This is a genomic window from Dorea sp. 210702-DFI.3.17 (genome assembly GCF_020560825.1).
GTDB lineage: Bacteria > Bacillota > Clostridia > Lachnospirales > Lachnospiraceae > Dorea > Dorea formicigenerans.
Genome location: NZ_JAJCNB010000007.1, coordinates 33060 through 50917 on the forward strand (window position 1 = coordinate 33060; position 17858 = coordinate 50917).

At 43.6% G+C, this 17858-nt stretch carries 21 protein-coding genes; 1 reads left to right on the forward strand and 20 read right to left on the reverse strand.

All coding sequences use genetic code 11. The features are described 5' to 3' along the window. Positions 1-2 precede the first annotated feature (2 nt). The 14 genes from LI149_RS05955 to LI149_RS06020 form a co-directional block, all read right to left on the reverse strand. Positions 3-1727 (reverse strand): CD1107 family mobile element protein, encoded by a 1725-nt coding sequence (locus LI149_RS05955; protein ID WP_002596358.1) that lies wholly within the window; start codon positions 1725-1727, stop codon positions 3-5. Continuing rightward, positions 1702-1986, reverse strand: coding sequence for a hypothetical protein (locus LI149_RS05960; protein ID WP_002596357.1), 285 nt, complete (start codon positions 1984-1986; stop codon positions 1702-1704). The genes LI149_RS05955 and LI149_RS05960 overlap by 26 nt, the downstream gene beginning before the upstream one ends. A gap of 21 nt (positions 1987-2007) precedes the next feature. Then, complete coding sequence (locus LI149_RS05965; RefSeq protein WP_002596356.1) at positions 2008-4596, reverse strand: CD1108 family mobile element protein; 2589 nt, start codon at positions 4594-4596, stop codon at positions 2008-2010. Then, positions 4596-7046, reverse strand: coding sequence for a VirB4-like conjugal transfer ATPase, CD1110 family (locus LI149_RS05970; protein WP_002596355.1), 2451 nt, complete (start codon positions 7044-7046; stop codon positions 4596-4598). Before LI149_RS05970 ends, LI149_RS05965 begins: the two co-directional genes overlap by 1 nt. Beyond that, positions 7006-7401: a PrgI family protein gene (locus LI149_RS05975; RefSeq protein ID WP_002596354.1), complete on the reverse strand. Its 396-nt coding sequence runs from the start codon at positions 7399-7401 to the stop codon at positions 7006-7008. The genes LI149_RS05970 and LI149_RS05975 overlap by 41 nt, the downstream gene beginning before the upstream one ends. A gap of 63 nt (positions 7402-7464) precedes the next feature. After that, positions 7465-8337, reverse strand: coding sequence for a VirB6/TrbL-like conjugal transfer protein, CD1112 family (locus LI149_RS05980; RefSeq protein ID WP_038259682.1), 873 nt, complete (start codon positions 8335-8337; stop codon positions 7465-7467). Between the two features lie 3 nt (positions 8338-8340). Next, positions 8341-8556: a Maff2 family mobile element protein gene (locus tag LI149_RS05985; RefSeq protein ID WP_071144656.1), complete on the reverse strand. Its 216-nt coding sequence runs from the start codon at positions 8554-8556 to the stop codon at positions 8341-8343. 107 nt (positions 8557-8663) lie between these two features. Next, positions 8664-10517: a VirD4-like conjugal transfer protein, CD1115 family gene (locus tag LI149_RS05990; protein ID WP_083382899.1), complete on the reverse strand. Its 1854-nt coding sequence runs from the start codon at positions 10515-10517 to the stop codon at positions 8664-8666. Beyond that, positions 10514-10990, reverse strand: coding sequence for a PcfB family protein (locus LI149_RS05995; RefSeq protein WP_002596311.1), 477 nt, complete (start codon positions 10988-10990; stop codon positions 10514-10516). The genes LI149_RS05990 and LI149_RS05995 overlap by 4 nt, the downstream gene beginning before the upstream one ends. Positions 10991-11109: 119 nt before the next feature. Continuing rightward, a complete protein-coding gene (locus LI149_RS06000) occupies positions 11110-11535 on the reverse strand; it encodes a hypothetical protein (protein WP_002596310.1) in 426 nt (141 codons plus the stop codon). A gap of 114 nt (positions 11536-11649) precedes the next feature. Beyond that, complete coding sequence (locus LI149_RS06005) at positions 11650-12198, reverse strand: hypothetical protein (protein ID WP_002596309.1); 549 nt, start codon at positions 12196-12198, stop codon at positions 11650-11652. Between the two features lie 78 nt (positions 12199-12276). Next, entirely contained in the window at positions 12277-12933 is a 657-nt protein-coding gene (locus LI149_RS06010) for a hypothetical protein (protein WP_002596308.1), read from the reverse strand. Between the two features lie 92 nt (positions 12934-13025). Then, positions 13026-13394, reverse strand: a complete 369-nt coding sequence (locus LI149_RS06015) for a hypothetical protein (RefSeq protein ID WP_014081156.1) — start codon at positions 13392-13394, stop codon at positions 13026-13028. 38 nt (positions 13395-13432) lie between these two features. Then, entirely contained in the window at positions 13433-13594 is a 162-nt protein-coding gene (locus LI149_RS06020) for a hypothetical protein (protein WP_002596306.1), read from the reverse strand. A 100-nt stretch (positions 13595-13694) separates the two neighbouring features. Between LI149_RS06020 and LI149_RS06025 the strand changes: the two genes are divergently transcribed. Next, complete coding sequence (locus tag LI149_RS06025; RefSeq protein WP_002596305.1) at positions 13695-13901, forward strand: helix-turn-helix transcriptional regulator; 207 nt, start codon at positions 13695-13697, stop codon at positions 13899-13901. Between the two features lie 46 nt (positions 13902-13947). On the opposite strand, the gene LI149_RS06030 is transcribed toward LI149_RS06025, so the two are convergent. From LI149_RS06030 to LI149_RS06055, 6 genes are read right to left on the reverse strand one after another with little or no spacing between them, the layout of a single operon-like run. Further along, on the reverse strand, positions 13948-14280 hold the full coding sequence (locus LI149_RS06030; RefSeq protein ID WP_038259775.1) for a DUF6050 family protein: 333 nt from the start codon (positions 14278-14280) through the stop codon (positions 13948-13950). Then, complete coding sequence (locus LI149_RS06035; protein WP_014081158.1) at positions 14261-15325, reverse strand: DUF6017 domain-containing protein; 1065 nt, start codon at positions 15323-15325, stop codon at positions 14261-14263. The genes LI149_RS06030 and LI149_RS06035 overlap by 20 nt, the downstream gene beginning before the upstream one ends. A 15-nt stretch (positions 15326-15340) precedes the next feature. Then, complete coding sequence (locus LI149_RS06040) at positions 15341-16222, reverse strand: ParB/RepB/Spo0J family partition protein (RefSeq protein ID WP_002596302.1); 882 nt, start codon at positions 16220-16222, stop codon at positions 15341-15343. Further along, the gene (locus LI149_RS06045; RefSeq protein ID WP_002596301.1) at positions 16215-16997 is read right to left on the reverse strand and encodes a ParA family protein; all 783 of its coding nucleotides are present in this window, start codon (positions 16995-16997) and stop codon (positions 16215-16217) included. The genes LI149_RS06040 and LI149_RS06045 overlap by 8 nt, the downstream gene beginning before the upstream one ends. A 23-nt stretch (positions 16998-17020) precedes the next feature. Continuing rightward, positions 17021-17197, reverse strand: coding sequence for a hypothetical protein (locus LI149_RS06050; RefSeq protein WP_002596300.1), 177 nt, complete (start codon positions 17195-17197; stop codon positions 17021-17023). After that, complete coding sequence (locus tag LI149_RS06055) at positions 17197-17670, reverse strand: DUF6075 family protein (protein ID WP_002596299.1); 474 nt, start codon at positions 17668-17670, stop codon at positions 17197-17199. Before LI149_RS06055 ends, LI149_RS06050 begins: the two co-directional genes overlap by 1 nt. Between the last annotated feature and the right edge of the window lie 188 nt (positions 17671-17858).

Here is a 17858-nt window from a genome sequence, read left to right on the forward strand (position 1 = left end):
CCTTATTCCTCCTGTTCGTCAAAGAAATCTTCTTCCGTATCTTCCTCCGATTCCTCATCTTCGTTTTCATACTCCTCGTTATCTTCCTCATCTTCATCTTCGTCCTCGATAAAGTCCTCTTTTTTCTTGCGGACAACCTTAAAATAATAAGCAGCTCCGATAACGATTAAGGCAAGACTACCAATCAGCACATACGAAATCATCGGATTCGGTGCTTCTTTCACTTCCGGCTCCGGTTCGGTTTCCTCTGTATTTCCCGTACTCTCTGCACCTTCCGTACCTTTTTCTGTTTCCGTTTCCTTTCCCTCTGTATCTGCCTGCTCTCCGTTGTTGTTTGGCAATGCACTCTCCCCATTCGGAATTGCAGATTCCAACGCAGCGGAATTTTTCGGCAAGGTTTCACTGTTATCGGAAGTTGCATTTAACAGGTCATTTTCCGTAACCTCAGTCAAAAAATATACCATTTCTTCCTCTCCGTCCCGGTCAATAATCAGATAGAAAACTTTCTCCGTGGCGGTCTGAATAGTATAAAACTCCTTGCCCTGACCGGATTTTTCCGTACTTTCTGTTTTCCCGCTTTCTGCCTCCGCAGCTTCTTTCATTGCCTGCTTTTTCTGTTCGGCAGGACTTGTCTGTGATGTGGTATTTCCGTTACTGTCTGTTTTGGTATGCTCCGTCACGGTTCCCGTAGCACTCCCCGGTTTCGTCGGGGTCGCACTCTCCGGGAGCTGCTCCGCCGGATTCCCATCACTGGTATCGGCAGGGTCTTTATAGTACGGATTTTTCGTTTTATAAACCTCAGACATATTTCCGGCATTGTCCATTGCAGAAATGGTAAAATACTCATACCCTGCGTCAAACTGCTGGAGGCGGATATTTAACGTACCGCCCGTCAGATCTGTAAACTCATATCCATTGACATATACCGCCTTTGCACCGGAATCCGTATCATGTACCTGTATGCTTAAAAGCCCGTCACTGACTGCCGCATTTAAGGTCGGCTTTACGGTATCAAAGCACTTTATGGCACGGTTCTTCTCATAGGTATTGCCTTTCTGGTCTGTGACAAGCACATACACGGTACAGTTCTCGGAAATCCTTAATTTCTTTTCCTCCGTCACATCTGTCCAGCTTCCATTCTGCCCTACCTTTGCCTCTATCTTTGCGATTTCAAAATTCCCCGTATCTGCGGTATCTTTTACACTGAAAGAAACGGAAACAATGTCATTATGCCACTCCTCCGGCTGTCTGATTTTGATACTCACATTCGGTTTTTTATAGGTACAGAGCTTATAATCTGTGACGCAGACGGGACAGTTTTTGTCATACTCATACGCACCGCATTGATCTTCGCAATTACATACCGGCTCCGGTTTATCATTTCCCGATACAGTGCCATCCCCGGTGCTTTCATCGGTACTGCCTTCTGTATTCTCTTCGGTGCCGCCTTCGGTGCTTCCCTCCGTGCTGCCCTCCGTAGTTTCTTCCGTGCTTCCCTCGGTACTGTTTTCTGTATTTTCCTCCGTACTGACATCAGTTTCACTTTCGCCGGGTGTCTGCTCCGTACTTTCCTCCGGTTTGGATTCTTCGGTTTCTTTTGTTTCTTCGGCAAAAGCACTGATTGCGTAGTTCCCATTTACAGAAAACGCTACCGCAGGCATGGTAAATAGCACAGCGGACAATATCAGTGATATAACTGCCTTAGATGATAACTTCCTGTTCTTCATGGCTGTAAGCCTCCCTTTCTTCTGATTGTGCTGCTTCTTTCTGCTCTTTTTCTTTCAGCAGACGCATAATTTCTTCTTCGCTGACCTTGTTTAACAGAATCAGCCGATCCAGAGAGATTTTATTCTTTTCAATGAATTTCATCTTCTCCGCATCCTCTGCCATCTGAAGCTGTTCCGCCAAATCCCTCTCCCTCGCCTGCAATCCCGCAAGCTGTTCCCGGACTTTGGAAAGCTCCTTTACAATTCTCTCTTTCGTCATCGTTCCTCACTTCCTGTTATTTTAATTTCCTGATAATCTTCCAAACGCATAAAAATGGCTCTGCCAATAGGACGAATTGATTGAAGCGTAACTGATTGGATCTCCGCAATGAATCATGACCCCGTTTCCGCAGTAAATCCCCACATGGCTGACTGGTACGCCCGAATTGTATGTACCTGTAAAAAAGATAATATCCCCCGCCTTTGCATCTGCCGCCGACACAGGCGTACACTGGTTATAAATGCCCTGTGCTGTGGTTCGTGGCAGGTTATGGACACCGCTGTTTGTAAATACCCAGCAGACAAAACCGGAACAGTCAAAGCTGGTGGACGGACTGGAGCCTCCCCATACATAGGGATAGTCTAAATATCTCGCCGCTTCTTCCATAAGTGCCTGCACGGTTGCATCGTCATAGGAATCCGGCGGTATCACATTTCCTCCGCCGCTTCCGCTGCCCGGCGTTTCGCCATACAGCGTATCCGTGCCTGCTTCAAAATAAAAAAGAGGGTTATAATATTCCCCCTGATACAGACATTCGATATGTAAATGACTTCCGGTACTGCTTCCCGTATTCCCTGTTGTTCCGATCACATTTCCATGCGTCACGCTCTGTCCTGCCCGGACATTTAAGGTATCCATGTGGGCATATTTTGTGCAGTAGCCTTTTTCATCTTCAATCACTACATAATTTCCGTAATAGCTGTCATAAGTTGCGGTAGTTACTGTCCCGTCCATCGCCGCATATACGGTTGTTCCGGTAGGTACTGCAATATCTACGCCCCGATGTAACTGTTCCTGCCCTGTGACCGGATTGATACGCCAGCCATAATAACTGCTCACATAGTTGTACCAATATAAATCAAGGGGCTTATAAAACTGCTGTGTCAGCCCGTGGGTCTGGTTATAAAAAGCATAGATTTCTCTCTGCTCCTCATTCATGCGTCCGGCAACTACTACGTTTAAATCTTTTGCTGTCAGGGTCACTTCCAGAATGGTTACGGTATATTCCTCTTCCACTTCATACTCGTATTCCTCTTCTGTTGTTTCCCCCGTAACCGGGTCTGTTACCGTATGAGTGCCTGTTTTTGTTACCGTCCTTGTCCTCGTTTCCTCTGTAGGATTTAGTGTCAACTCATACATTTCATCAAACAGATATTCTATTTCTGCCTGTACCTCACTTGCAGTAAATTCCGTATGGACTGCCGACAGATAGCTGATCAGTGCAAATGGGTCATGCCCGATAGATGCCAGATTATAACGGTACTCATCATAATCCGGATAAGTGGTTTCTATGGCATCAATCTCTGCCTGCAATTCTTTTTCCAGTTCAGAAAAAGCTAAATCTGCCGCATCTATTTCTGCCGGAACGCTCATATAACTTCCTGCCAGCGTGGTACTGATTCCTCCGGCAAACATCGCCCCACAGGAAGATACTGCTGTCATAATCATCACAAGAAGCACCGAAAAGGCTCCTATGGCAAGCAGAAGCGAAACATTTTTTGATGCAATCTCCTGTATCTTTCTGGCTGCCGCTGTAAAAAGATTCCCGGACTTCGCCGCTGTTTCCTTTGCGGCTTTCGCTGTCTGTCCCGCCCGTCTTGCTTTTGCATATTCCCGTTTGATACGCTGCTTTTGCAGTCTTTTCTGCAACTGCTTCTGAATGGTCTTTTCCTGCATTTCCGGATTTTCTTCCAAGAACTTCTGATAACGGAAATTGACCTCTTTCTGCATCTGCTTTTTCTCCAGCTTTGCAGCTTTCGCTCTCCGTCTTTCCGTTTTCCCTTTGTAATGCCCTTTGAAAAAGCGGTAAACATCTTCCCCGCTCTGCTCTGTCTTGTGGGCAGCCTCCACACCGGAATTTTCTTTCTCCACTTCGGCAACCTTACTATGGGCAAAATTAGAAGATTCCATTCCCACCCTGCCAGCCGCTCTTTTTACCGGACTGTCCGGTTTGAATGGTTTCTCTTTTTTTACAGAAGTCAATACATACTTTGTTCTGCCCGTCTTTTCATCAAAAACACGCTCCAGAGAATACTCCGTTTTCTTTGGAATCTTCTTTCTTGCAGCTTCCGTCTTTTTTCTGGCTTTCTCCGCTTTCTTTTGCAGTCGGTCTAACTTTTTGCTTCCATGAAATTCCGGTTCTGCCTCTTCGGTAAAGGTAGTGTCCTTTGTCTGGAAATCCTGTTCAAAATCAAATTGCTTTACTCGCTCCCGGCTCTTTATCTCCCGCCTTTGATACCTGCCCTTTTTCTGTGACGAATGATAGGTGTCCCTGTGGCGGTAGTCATCGCTGGCAATTTTTCTACCCTGCTCCTCTCCGGCTTCCTCCGTAAAAGTGCTGTCCGGCTGCATAAAATCGCTTTTAGACTTCTCTCCGGCTTCTGCTCCCTCGGACTTTTGGACATTCTGTCCAGAAGCATCTGCTTTCTGATACTTCTTTGTATTTTTCGACCTCTGGACATCGTGTCCAGAAGTGGTATCTGCATCTCTCGGCTGATATGCTGCGGATTTTTTACCTTTACCCTCGTTTGCTTTCTTTGGAATTTCTCCGGTAAAGGTTTTTTTCTCCTGTGCAAATGCAGCCGGTTTCTGTTTCTTTTTCTCCGCCACTACTCATTTACCTCCTGCCTTACACTTTCCTCTGGTTTGGTATTCATAACCGCAAAGGTCTTGGTATCTACCGGATATTTATCTACGAACGGAATAACCACGTTGTCAAACAGAATCAGTCCGCACCCCGGCTCGGAATTGGTTACATGGGCAAGCTGTTTTTCTGACAATCCCAGCTTATCTGCAAGGATTGCCTGATCCTTTGCATTTTGATTCAGGAGATATACAAAATCGGAATTGCCGAGGATTCCCTCGATTTCCTCCGACTTCAAAAAATCGCCTACGTTCTGCGTCAGCCCCGTAGGAATACCGCCCCACTTACGGAAACGCTTCCAGATTTCCACCGAATAGATAGCGGTCTGCTTCTCCTTCAGCAAAAGGTGGAACTCATCACAATAATAGCGGGTGGCAATCTTACGCTCCCGGTTCTGCGATACCCTGTTCCAGACCGCATCCTGTACGATTAACATTCCAAGCTCTTTCAACTGGTTTCCCAAGTCCCTGATGTCAAAGCACATGATACGGTTCTGACTGTCTACATTCGTCCTGTGGTTAAAATAATTCTGCGAACCATGCACATATAGCACAAGGGAGTTTGCAATCCGTTCTGCCTTTTTGTTCTTATGCTCTAACAGGGCATTATACAAATCCTCAAGGATAGGCATATTCTCCGGTACGGGATTTTCAAAATAAGCATCGTAAATATGACGGATACATTCGTCAATGATACCTTTCTCATCATTTTCCAGACCGTTCTTTCCTCCGGCAATCAAGTCACACAGAGTAATGATAAAATCGGATTTCAGCTTTAAGGCTTCCTTATCCCCTTTATGGGAAAGCTGAATGTCCATCGGATTTAAATAATCTTTGGAATTGGTTGCCAGCCTTACCACCTGTCCGTGCAATGCTCCCACAAGGGCAAAATACTCGCCCTCCGGATCGCAGACCACAATATCGTCCTTTGTCATCAGGAAACAGGAAAGAATCTCACGCTTTGCACTAAAAGACTTACCACTTCCCGGTGTACCAAGAATCACACCGTTTGGTGTACGAAGCCGTTTCCGGTCTGCCATAATCATGTTGTTGGAAAGGGCATTTAAACCATAATAAATAGCCGGAGCTGGCATAAATAATTCCTGCGTACAGAACGGTACTAAGATAGCGGTACTCTTTGTTGTCAAATCCCGTTCAATTCCCGTATCGTTGCACCCGATTGGTGCCGATGCCATCAGTCCCTGCTCCTGTAAATACTGCATACATCTGAGGTTGCAGTTCGCCTGTTGGATAATGCCGGATACCCTCTGCGTGATATTTTCCAGTTCCCGCTTGTTTCTGCCATAGCAGGTCAGAAGAAATGTCATCTTTACCATTTTCTGATTGCTGCTGTTTAAATCGTCCAAAAGGTCAAGGGTATCTTTTTCATAAGTGATAATGTCCGTTGGAAGAATGTCCATGTCATAACCTGACCTTACCGCCTTTTTCTGCTCTTCAATCTTCATCTTCTGAATATTCGTCAAAGCACCTTTTAGCATCTTAATCGCCTTGACCGGATCCATTGTCTGCATATGCATGGTAATAGTCAGGTTCGCATCCAGATCAAGAAGCTTTTTCAACAACTCATCATCAAACTTCGGGGCAATAATATCCAGATAATGCACACTGCCATACATTTTTCCCGCCTTAAAACGACTCGGATAGCGAAAATCAAATCCCGGCGGAGCGATGTAATCTTTCACACTTTTTCCCGACTCCGCCAGTTCCTTAAAAGAAAAACGGAAAGGCTCCATAGTATCCTGGTTAAAATACTCATGCAGGATACGCAGACGTTCCTTTCCGTCAAGGCTCTTAGCGTGTGTGCCCAGATTAGTCAAATTTTTAATCACATCTGCTTCAATGCTGACAAGTTTTGCCCTTGCCTCCTTAAAGCCTTTACTCTCAATTCCAAAAATCAGATACTTTGATTTGATAATACCGTTATTTCCCTTTGCAGCCTGTTTCTTTAACATCTGCGTGTATTCCTCACGAATATCATCAAAATCATCTGCCTGCAATGGAATGTCAAACTGGTCAATTAAGGTCTGCTCGTTAACCTGTCGGTTGAACAGGAACAGCTCAAATTTAATAGACGGGTCAAAATAATTGATAAGCCTGCTGTATTCCTCCAGTATTTCCCCCTTATCCTCGATTTCCAGCAGGTCATAATTTATATCGTAAAACTCCACCATTTTCGTATAAAAGCCAGAAGTGACCTGACAGATACCGTCCCGGTACATCTTCTGAAAGGTAATGGTCTTCTGTGCTGTGGTGGGCTTTTCTGCGTTTTTATTCGTTCCGGCAAGCATGTGTTTTAACTCCGCAAGCCTTCTCCGCTCCACAAAGGTCAGCCCCGGCTTCGTTTTTCCTTTTTTCTTATGTCTGTCCGGCTTTTCTGCCGCCTGCTTTTTCTTCAAGTTTACGCACCTCCTCTTTTATACGCTCTGTTTCTTCTAATCTTCTGTAAATATTTTCTGATTTGTAGGGACGAATCCCCGGTGTGAGGAATTTCTGCCTTATCATAAAATACAGAATCTTCTCTGCCGGAAATCCGTCCTTCTCATACATTGCCAGAAAGAAAAAAGGCAGCATGACCGCTACCATCAAAAGTGCCGATGCCTGTGTGCCGATAAACCCTTTTGTAAAAATGTAAAAGGGAATCCCTACCGCACCTGCACCGCTGAAGCAAATAAGCTGGCGTTTCGTCAGATTTAACGCTACTTTTGTCTTTATGCCGCTTAAATTCTTTGGCACTGCTACGGATATTGCCATAACATCACAGCCGGAGCTGATACTGCAAGCCCCGGCTGTTCCCTCCTTTCTTTGAAATGTGTTCTAATGAGCATTCCAGATTGATTTCGCAAGGGAACCTGTCTTGAACAGGCTGAAACACAGAACAACGGTATAAGCTGCCACCGACCACAGTGCTGTGTGCAGATTGTCCGCAACCGCAATGCCGGATACCAGCACCGCATAGATTGCCACGCATACCATAATGAAAAATCCCTGAAACGCCAGTGAACACAGTCCCTTGATATAATTGTTGCCGATACCGCCCCATTCCCGGTTACTGAATGTGGCAAAGGGAACCGGAGCTACTGAAATATAAAGGTAGATTTCAATCATTCTCCCGAAAAGCATGACGGTAATAAGCAGGGAGATGATTTTCATACATAAGCTGACAATCATAGTTTCGATACCAAGCCCGATCAGCTCGCCGATGCCCATTGTATCAATCTGACTGTCAAACATGGTTTTTAGGGTATCCGTCACATCAATGGTAGTGGAACCCGAAACAATACCGCCTGCTCTGGTCACGATATGGTTTCCCACATCAAAAATCGCCATTGTGATGTCAAAGGTGTAGCTGAGAAGCAGCACAGCGATACAGGCTTTGATAAGGTAACGGAAAAAGAACTCGCTTCCTACTTCATGCATATTGTTCTTATCCATGACCATTGTAATCAGCTCATAGCAGAGTATCGCACTGATGATCATGCCCGCTATGGGTATCATCACATTTTCCGAAAGGTTCTCTATCATAGAAAACACTCCGCTGTTCCATGAACTGGGTGTCCTGCCGACTTCCCCTGCGATTGTTCCGACCTTATCATTCACATCTGTAAACATCGTAGTAAGGTTGTCCATGACCCACCCTTGCAGTATTTCCTTTATAAATTCAGTTATCTTGTCGAGAATCGCTCCCATGACTTAGGAAAACAGGCTTGTAAGCTGCGGAATTACCGTCTGTGCCACAATTACAATACCGCCACCCGCCATGAGCTGCTTGACCCCTTGTGATTTTGCCCCTGGGTTATCATTTCCGTATCCCTCAAGAAGATTGATAACGCCCCATACTGCCACGCCTGCTCCGATTGCGGTTACAACGGTCTTTAATCCTGTTACTGCTGATGTAAAAAATGCCATATTCAGTTACCTCGTTCTTTCCGAAAATTTATTTTTTGCAAAAAATAAGGAGCATTGCTTTCTATCCGCAAAACTCCTGTACCTCTGGACATCGTGTCCAAATGTTCCTATTCAGTTGTATCCGGGGAAATCTCCCCGCATTCAAAGGCTTCATCTACCTTTGTCTTTTCTGTGACCTTCAAGTGGTGCAGATGTTTCACATACTGTTCCATATCAAAGGCATTTTTCTTGTCATAATCGGACAGCTCTTTGTACCGCTTGTGCTTCGTTATATCGAATTTATCCGAGAAAAATGGTCTGACACCTCTAAGCTGCATAATACATTTCCCGCCATCCATGACAGCAATCTCATCTTGGCTCATCAGTTCCTTTCCGGTCTTTTGGTAATTCAGACCGTAGGACTGGCTCGTCCCCCTCGTATCCGAGGTGTTGTACAGGTCAATGGTTTCTTTCCCCAATACCTCTGCTAATTCCTTTAGGGTGGTCTTTTCCTTTCCTCCGAGAAACAGCGTAGTGTCGCAGTTGCCCTCTATGGTATCGGCATTGTCCCTGTAAATCGCTTTGAGCTGTGATTTTGACTGCAAAATAATAGAAGCTGATATTTCCCTGCTTCGGATCGTAGCAATCAGCTTCTCAAACTGTGGAATCTGCCCGATGTTCGCAAACTCATCAAGGAGCATACGCACATGAACCGGGAGCCTTCCGTTATAAACATCGTCTGCCTTGTCGCAAAGCAAATTAAAGAGCTGGGAATACATGATAGACACCACAAAGTTAAACGTAGCATCTGTATCAGAAATAATAACGAACAACGCTGTTTTTTCCTCTCCCAGCGTGTCAAGCTCCAGTTCATCATATTCCATCAGGTCACGCAGCTCTTTTATATCAAATGGTGCTAACCTCGCACCGCAGCTAATCAGAATCGACTTCGCTGTTTTTCCTGCCGCAAGCTTATATTTCTTATACTGCCTTACAGCAAAATGGTTCGGGTCTTTTTCCTCCAGCTCCTCAAAGAGCAGATCAACAGCATTTTTGAAGTTTTCATCGTCCTCTCTTGCTTCACTTGCATCAATCATATCAATCAGCATGGCGAAATTCTGTTCTTCCTCCGGTGCTTCGTACCAGATGTATGCAATCAATGCTGTATAATAGAGTTTTTCTGCTTTGACCCAAAAGTCCTCACCGGATTGCTGCCCCTCTCCTTTTGTGTTGACTATGATTGTGTTGACGAGTTTCAAAATGTCCTTTTCGCTCCGCAGATAAGCAAATGGATTATAATGCATGGATTTTGCAAAGTTTATGGTGTTGAGGACTTTAATCTTATACTTGCCCCGCTTCAGCATCTTCCCACATTCCACTAAGATTGTGCCTTTCGGGTCAGTGACGCAATAGGACGAGTGCATCTGCATCAGGTTCGGCTTCACGAAAAATCTTGTTTTACCGGAGCCGGAACCGCCAATCACAAGAATATTTTTATTTCTTGCATACTTCGGTTCTTTCGGTCTGCCGGACATCATCAGACGCTCCGTAGCGGTCAGAAGAATATTATTTTCAAATACAGAATCCATATATGGCTCTATATCTTTGGCATTCCCCCACCGTGCAGAACCGTATTCCACACCCTGCCGGAATTTCTTGGCATTCTTCGCCTTATAATAAACAATGAATTTTAAGGCAACGCCTCCGGCGATTCCAATCAGCAAATCACTCAGAAAAAAACTGGGGAACGGATTGGAAAACATCCTGTCCATTTGGCTCATTACTACCATCATCTTGTCAGACGCATTACTGCCCTCTGCCACTCTCCATAAAAATGCTGCCTTATTACAGAAGTACCCGGCAAGCACATAGGGAAGATTCAGCAGTATCAGCTTTTTAACATCTGCACTTTTTGCTTTTTCCTTCAGCTTTTTGGGGACAGCTTTTAAATCTTTGGTAATGCCTGCTATGATATTAGTCATAGGCTCTGCCCCCTGTCCTTATTCTTTTCCCGGCTCCGTTCTTTGTTCTGATCCTTTGATACCACATCCCGGAAATGCTTTAATTTCTGCCTTACAGAAGTCCTACTGTTCTTTTTCTCATTTCCATAAACAAATTCCTTAAATGCCTGTGCCACAGCATCGGCATCCCTGCCCTTGAAAAATACCAGATACTTCGGTGGCTCGGTGGTCTTATCCTTTTTCACAGCAAAATCAACATTGTATTTACGAGCTACCCGCTCAAAGGATTTGATATTGCCATCTGTGATTTCAATGGATGAAGCACCTGCACCCTCGCCCACCAGTTCCTTAACCGACACTTTCCCATGCGTTTTCTGTGCCTGTTTTCTGCAATGATTCAGATACATTCTCATGGCAGATTTCAGGATATTGGCATCCAGCTTTGCAGCCTTAATCACAAGGGCGATTGTTTTCTGCGTTACTTCTTCCTGCATCTGTACCTCCTTCTTTCCTTTTTACTGCTGTTCCTTCAGGGCGGAACAAGCAGCCGATGTAGTAAATATTTCATGTTCTCTCCTTTCCGCTTCTGGACATCGTGTCCAAAAATTCTGATTTACAGGCAGCCTGCTCTGATACAGTCCTCGTACTCCCTTAATGCTTCCTCTGTATCTGCATCCACAGATAACTGGATACGAACAAAATCATGCAGCGTTCCCGCTAAAAGAAAATCCTTATAAAGCCGCCCAAAATCCTCAACAAACTTCTTTATCAAATGTTCCGGATCATCTCCAGCATGATATTGTACATAAATCTGACTTCTGCCTGTGTTTCCCAGCATATCCGTCAACTGATACGTCAGCTCTCCTGTCTGCTTGACCGAAATCTGAATCAGATTGTAATTCTTTCTCAATTTAAAATAGCTACTATGATACTCCGACGTTATTGTGATGTTTGGATTTTCTTCCAGTTCCATCACAACATCTGCCAGTTTTCCCAATAACGCTGCGGCTGCTTTTTTCTGAAATTCTCTCTTTTTCATTTCATCTGACCTCCATCCGGCTTCTGGACATCGTGTCCAAAAGCAATAAAAAAGGGCAGCTACAAATCTTTCGACTCATAACTGCCCTGACGCTGTTTTCTGTTTTTCCATGCCCTATTCCTTATATCGAATGACAGGGCACTGTTTTTGTTTATTTCCTATTTTTCTCCGCTCCAAGGCAAACACCATATCTCCGGTTCGCTCAAAAAAGCCGATGTCCTTTTTCCAGCTCATTCCACATTTGCAATGCTGCAAACCAATAAACTGCTGTTTCATTCTCCTGCCGCATACCGGACACCGCTTATTACTGCTTCCCTTTTTCTTTTTCGGCACATCCTCCTTTTTCTCCTTCGGCGGCTTTTCTTCCGGTATCCCATTTTCCGCAATACGAAGCTCATATCGTGGCAATTTTAAAAGATATGCTCGGTAAACCTCTTCATACGGAACCCAGATTGCAAGAGATTTCAGTTTTTCATAAATCCGGTCAATAATCTGCTTTGCTACCTCCTCATTTGGTATCTCTCCATTTTCCTTATAGAAAATGCAGGTTTCCCGAAACATCCAGTCTGCTATTTTCATCTTCTGCTTCTGTTTTAAATCCTTATAGGTCTTATTCGGCTGTTTCTGCTGTTTATATGCCAGTGAATGATGATTTGGTTTCATACAATCCCTCTTTCGGACAAATTCTGTTCAAAGCCATTATAACAAAATTTATGCCTGTATCAAATATTTCCGGTACATTTATTTCAACAGCATAACCGTACACATCTGTGCATGGAACAGACCATTCTCCACCGTAACATTATCAAGCAGCAATGCCTGAAACAACACATTCCTCACATTTTCAAGACTGACGATTTTCTGTTCATTCTCCGGCAGATGTACAAACTCCACACCGTCCTCCACAGCAGATTTTCTTGCGGCTTCACAATGAGTAAAAAGTCCCAGAATATACTTATTTGACATGGCAAAAGCATAGGTTTTCTGTCCATCATATACAATCTGGTACTTCTCCGCTGCTCCTTCCGGCAGACTGAAAACGCACTGCACTATTTCTAAACAAACCTTACCTGCATAGTCCGGTTTCAGTTTATTTTTATAGCGTTGTATTTTCCACTGGATTTCACTACGCTCCACAGGGGAATGGGTACGCTTAAACTGAATTTTCCGGCACAACATATCCAAATCCATATACACGTTATTTCCTACAAGATGCTCCGTATATCCTCTATATTCCCCCAACCGCAACAAATACGAAAGCACCTCATTCAGCTTTTCCTCTGATTCTATGAACTGAAACGGTTTTTCTCCAAATTCCAGATATTCAAACTGTAATGGGCAGCTCCCTTTCTCTATCTCCCGTTCCATAACTCTTTTTACATCTCGTAATGATTCCATTTTGCTCCTTTCCGCTTCTGGACATCGTGTCCAAAAGCAATAAAAAAAGGGCAGCTACAAATCTTTCAATTCATAACTGCCCTGACGCTGTTTTATTTCAGTTCTATTTCTGCCATTTTTGCAAATACTGCTTTTTGCTCTAAAAGCTCTTTCTGTTTTTCCTCCGGCAGACATTTGAAGATTTCCTCATATCCCATTTCCAGCATCGGCGTTCCCTTTGCGAAGAGATAGAGCCGGGTATCAAGCCATTCCTGCCATAAGTCCTCAAACATACTCTCACTGTCTGTATAGGTTATAACATCATTAAATCCATACTCCGGTGTGTAATATTGCAGCTTCACAAAACCGTACCGTCCTACATCCAATACCAAAATGCTTTCCAGCTCATACAGTTCTGCATAGGCTGCGGCAACCTTTTTGCACCGTTCCCGTTCTATGTCTGTAATGTAACTTTTCTCCACAGTTGCAAACCTCCTGTTTCGAGGCATCGTGCTGCCTCTTATTCAATCTTCCGTGTTTCTATTTCAAAAACACTTCCGTCCCTTGTTTTTATTGTAAAAATATTTGCGGCATCAGAGGTATCTATATCCTCAATCCCTAAAGCCACATCATTTTCATCTAATACTTCGTATAGCTGATCCTTAAACTCATTATGTTCCATAACTTTTTTACTCTCCTTGTATGTTTTATGGTGCGTACACGCACCATATTATTATATGTTTCATGCACTTAGAATACAAGTGTGGAAAGGAGCTTTCAGTATGATTAAATACGATCCGCTTTGGCGTACGCTAAAGGAAAAAGGAATCAGCCAGTACCAGCTTATCAAAGATTATGGCATTGATAAAGCACAGCTTCAGCGGCTTCGGCAGAACCTTGTTGTAAAAACGCTTATTTTAAACAGGCTTTGCCAGATACTTAACTGCCGGATTGAAGAGATTATGGAATACGTCCCGGATGATAATTAAAGGTGTTGTTCTGATTGATGAACAATGCCTTTTTCATTTTCGCTTTTCATCTGCACCTTTGGACATCGTGTCCAGAAGTATCACTGATTATCTTTATTATCTCCATCAGCACCATAACCATTCTCAGAATTACAACCACACCGCCAATCAGACCACCTACAATACAGTTCAGTGCCAGTATTCCTATACTTCCTGCAATTCCGAAATTTTTTGGTATGAGAATCATACACATTTTTCTGATCCCATAAGGACAGCCGACCAGTACCCAATACAGGAAAAAATCAAATCCTTCTGCTTTTCTGCAAATCGGATAACAGGTTATCATCCAAACTGCCAGCAACGATACCGGAAGCACAATTTTAACCAATATTCTTTTCATTCCAGCCACCTCCGTACATATCATGCTGTACCTCCTGCTGATAATAATGATTCATCGTTGAGGGTGCATTATAAAGAGCTGTTACCATATATGCCTTGATATTTGCAATTTTCGTAGTTGTTTCCTGCATACATCCTATCACATATTCCAAATGGGAGCTATTCAGTTTGAGGAACTTTGATTTTACAAGCTCATATGGATAATCATTTCCACCGATTTTAACAGTCTTATGCTTCACACATACAATCTCGCAGATTACCTCATACAATTCCTCATACAGCCCTTTGTCCTGCCATCTGCCATATTTCATGTGATGTTCGTACTCAATATTCTCTTTGATGATTTCCATGTAAGCATTGACATCTTCCATCACATCAATCTCCCCTTCCAACTCACTGCCGGATTGATTGATAGGATTGATATAATTCCTATCAATATTACTCTGGTTAGTATGATTATAGTTAGTATAATTAGGGTCTGCTTTTTGAACTTCCGCAAGTTCAGATATTGTACTTCTTGAAGTAAAATTTTTAGACTTCTGGAAGTCTGCTTTTTGAACCTCTTGAAGTTCAGTTTCTGAACTTCTGGAAGTATAACTTTTAGAACTCTTGAGGTTCAAATCCTGAACTTCTGTGGAAACATCAGCATTTGCAGGCGTTTCTTCTTCTGCTTCTCCTATTGTGGCAAAATTCTTTACATAAATAATATCCGGTTTTCCAAGTCCCCTGCGTTTCTTTTCGATCAATCCTATCCCATTATCACTGTCCAACTCTTTCATAATCTTAACACAGGTTGCTTTTGCACATCCCAAATCCTCCATGACATTATCAAGAGTATAAATGATATAGGCTCTGTTTTCTTCATCCAACCAGCCATTTTTCATAGACAGTGACATACGGTCAAGCATCAGACCGTACAGGAGCTTGGCATCGCTGCTAAGCCCCTTGAAACGCTCGTCTTTAATCAGCAACCGAGGAACACGATAAAAGGAAAACTGTTCTGCTTCAATCCCATAGTAATAATCAAACTGTATCTGTTTACCCATTTTACCGCACCCCCTTTACTGTTTCTTCTGCCATTCCTCCAATAATTGCAGGATAATCCCCTCAATCTCTTCGCTGGAGTATTCCTCTGAAAAAAACTGGCTGATTTTTTCAGACTTGATTGTAACTTTCCTCTCTTTCGGCTTTTCCTCGGTCAGTATCAGACGCACCATCGGCAGCGTCAGTTCGCCGCTTTTCCCATATTCCTTCAGCTTGGCAGACTGTACTGTGGAAATATTTGCTCCGCTTTCCTCAAGGATTACCAGCACCCACTGTTGTGCATCTTCCGACAGAAAGGAAATGTCAACACCCTGTACCAGACCGATTTTCTTTCTGTCAACCAACTCTAGCAGCTCATCGGACAGCCTTGCAAGCCAGATATACCGTTGCACCGTCTTTCCGCTTTCTCCGGCAGCTTCTCCTACCTCGTCAAGCGTATTTCCGTTTCCTTTTCTGCCCTGATGCTTCATAGCCTCGTATTTCATGGCATAAGCTTTCGCCTTCTCACTTGGCAGAATGTCCTCACGCTGAATGTTGGAATCCACCATGATAATCGTAGCTTCATCGTCTGTATAATTGCGGACTATCACAGGCATATCCTCTTTTCCTGCCCGTTCTGAACCTCGTTTTCTGCGGTGTCCGGCTATGATTTCATAGCCACCCTCTGCCCTCGGTCTTGCAATTCCCGGTACGAGCACCCCATACTTACTGATGCTTTCCGTTGTTTCTTCCATTTTTTCATCGTCCAGTACACGGAACGGATGATTTCTAAACTCATGCAAATCCGTGAGCTTGGCTCTGATAATCTGCTCTTCGCTCCCTGTCTTTTCTTCTGCATTTCCAAATAAATCATCATAACTGCTTAATTTTACCTTTGCGGCACTTCCTGCTTTACTCATTCCCAAGCACCTCCTCCGTCAAAGACTGATAAGCAGCGGCTACTTTGCCTTTCGGATCATGTTCGTAGATACTGACACCCTCTGCGGAAATCTCTGCCGCACGGACGGAAATGGGAATACTGTTTTCAAATATCCGCACCTTGCTACCGTAATTCTCCACCAGTAATGCAGTAATGTCCTTTGCATAATTGGTTCGAGCATCCACCATTGTCAGCAGAATCCCCTCAATCATCAGCTTCGGGTTAATCTGTCTCCTGACCTTTCCTATGGTCTTAATAAGCTGCTGCAACCCTTTTGCCGGAAGATATGCCGCCTGTACTGGAATCAGAATACTGTCCGCACAGGCAAAAGCGTTTATAGTAATCATGCCGAGAGAGGGCATACAGTCAATCAGAATATAATCATAATTATCCTTTACCAGCTCTATGTAGGAACGCATCACAAGCTCTCTGCTCATCACATTTACAAGTGATACTTCCAGACCGGAAAGCTCAATGTTTCCCGGCATCAGGTCAATTCCCTCTTTGTGTTTCAGGATACCATAATCCGCTTCCATATCTTCATCATTGATGATATTGCCAAGTGCTGTTGCAAGTGTTTCCTCTAGCTTGTCCGGCTCTGTGAAGCCAAGACTGTCTGTCAGACTGCCCTGTGCATCGGCATCAATCAGCAGGACTTTCTTGCCCTGTTTTGCCAATCCTATGCCTAAATTACTGGTTGTGGTGGTCTTGCCCACACCACCTTTTTGGTTTGCGATTGCGATTATTTTACACATGATAGATTCTCCTTTGTTTTCTGCTATTTTTCTGCTACGTTTCTTTTCTTTACTTCTACATACGCCCTGTAAAATTTCTTCGTTCCCTTATTCGGATACATCTCGGAAAACTCCGTTACTTCCACTTTCGGATTCCTCTGCAAAATCTTTCCGAACCACTTAATATCATTCTTTGTTCCCATCAATCTGACTTTTAACATTAGTCTGTTCCTCCCAATAAGGCATACAGCTTATGGTTGTATGTGGCATATTCCGGATACCGAATCTGAATTGCCTGCCAGAAATATGGTGCATAAGCACAGCAGAATATTTCCTCCACCGTGTACTGCCTGCACTCGTCCACCTGTTCTTCTGCATCTTCATAATCGGAAACACTTGGTGTTCCATTGCAATACAGATTGAATGCCATTCTGATCACTCTCACACTTCCACTGGTCTGCCAGCCTTCGTGTAAACACTCTGTTATTACGCATCCTGTTTTGAAATCATAAATTCTGTAAACATTTCTTCTGGTATCATCGCTGATCCCAAGACAATAGCAGAGTGCCTTGTGGTAAACATCCTGATACCGGACTTCCTTTAACTTCTCGTAGTAGAATTTCTCATGTGCATCGCTGATAAAAATAATCTTTTCTTCCTTTTTGGTTTCTGCTCCTAACGCTGTACTTGTCATAATAGAACCCTCCTTGTGTTATTTTGATTTTGTTTTGACCATAACAACAGAAAAAGGACACTCTCCGTTTTATTGGAAAATGTCCTTTTAATAGCATTCAACTATTAAGTTTTGAAAGGTTCTGATTTCTAAAACATCCCTTTTCAGTCCATATTAGTCCACCGAATGACACAAATTTGATGTCAATT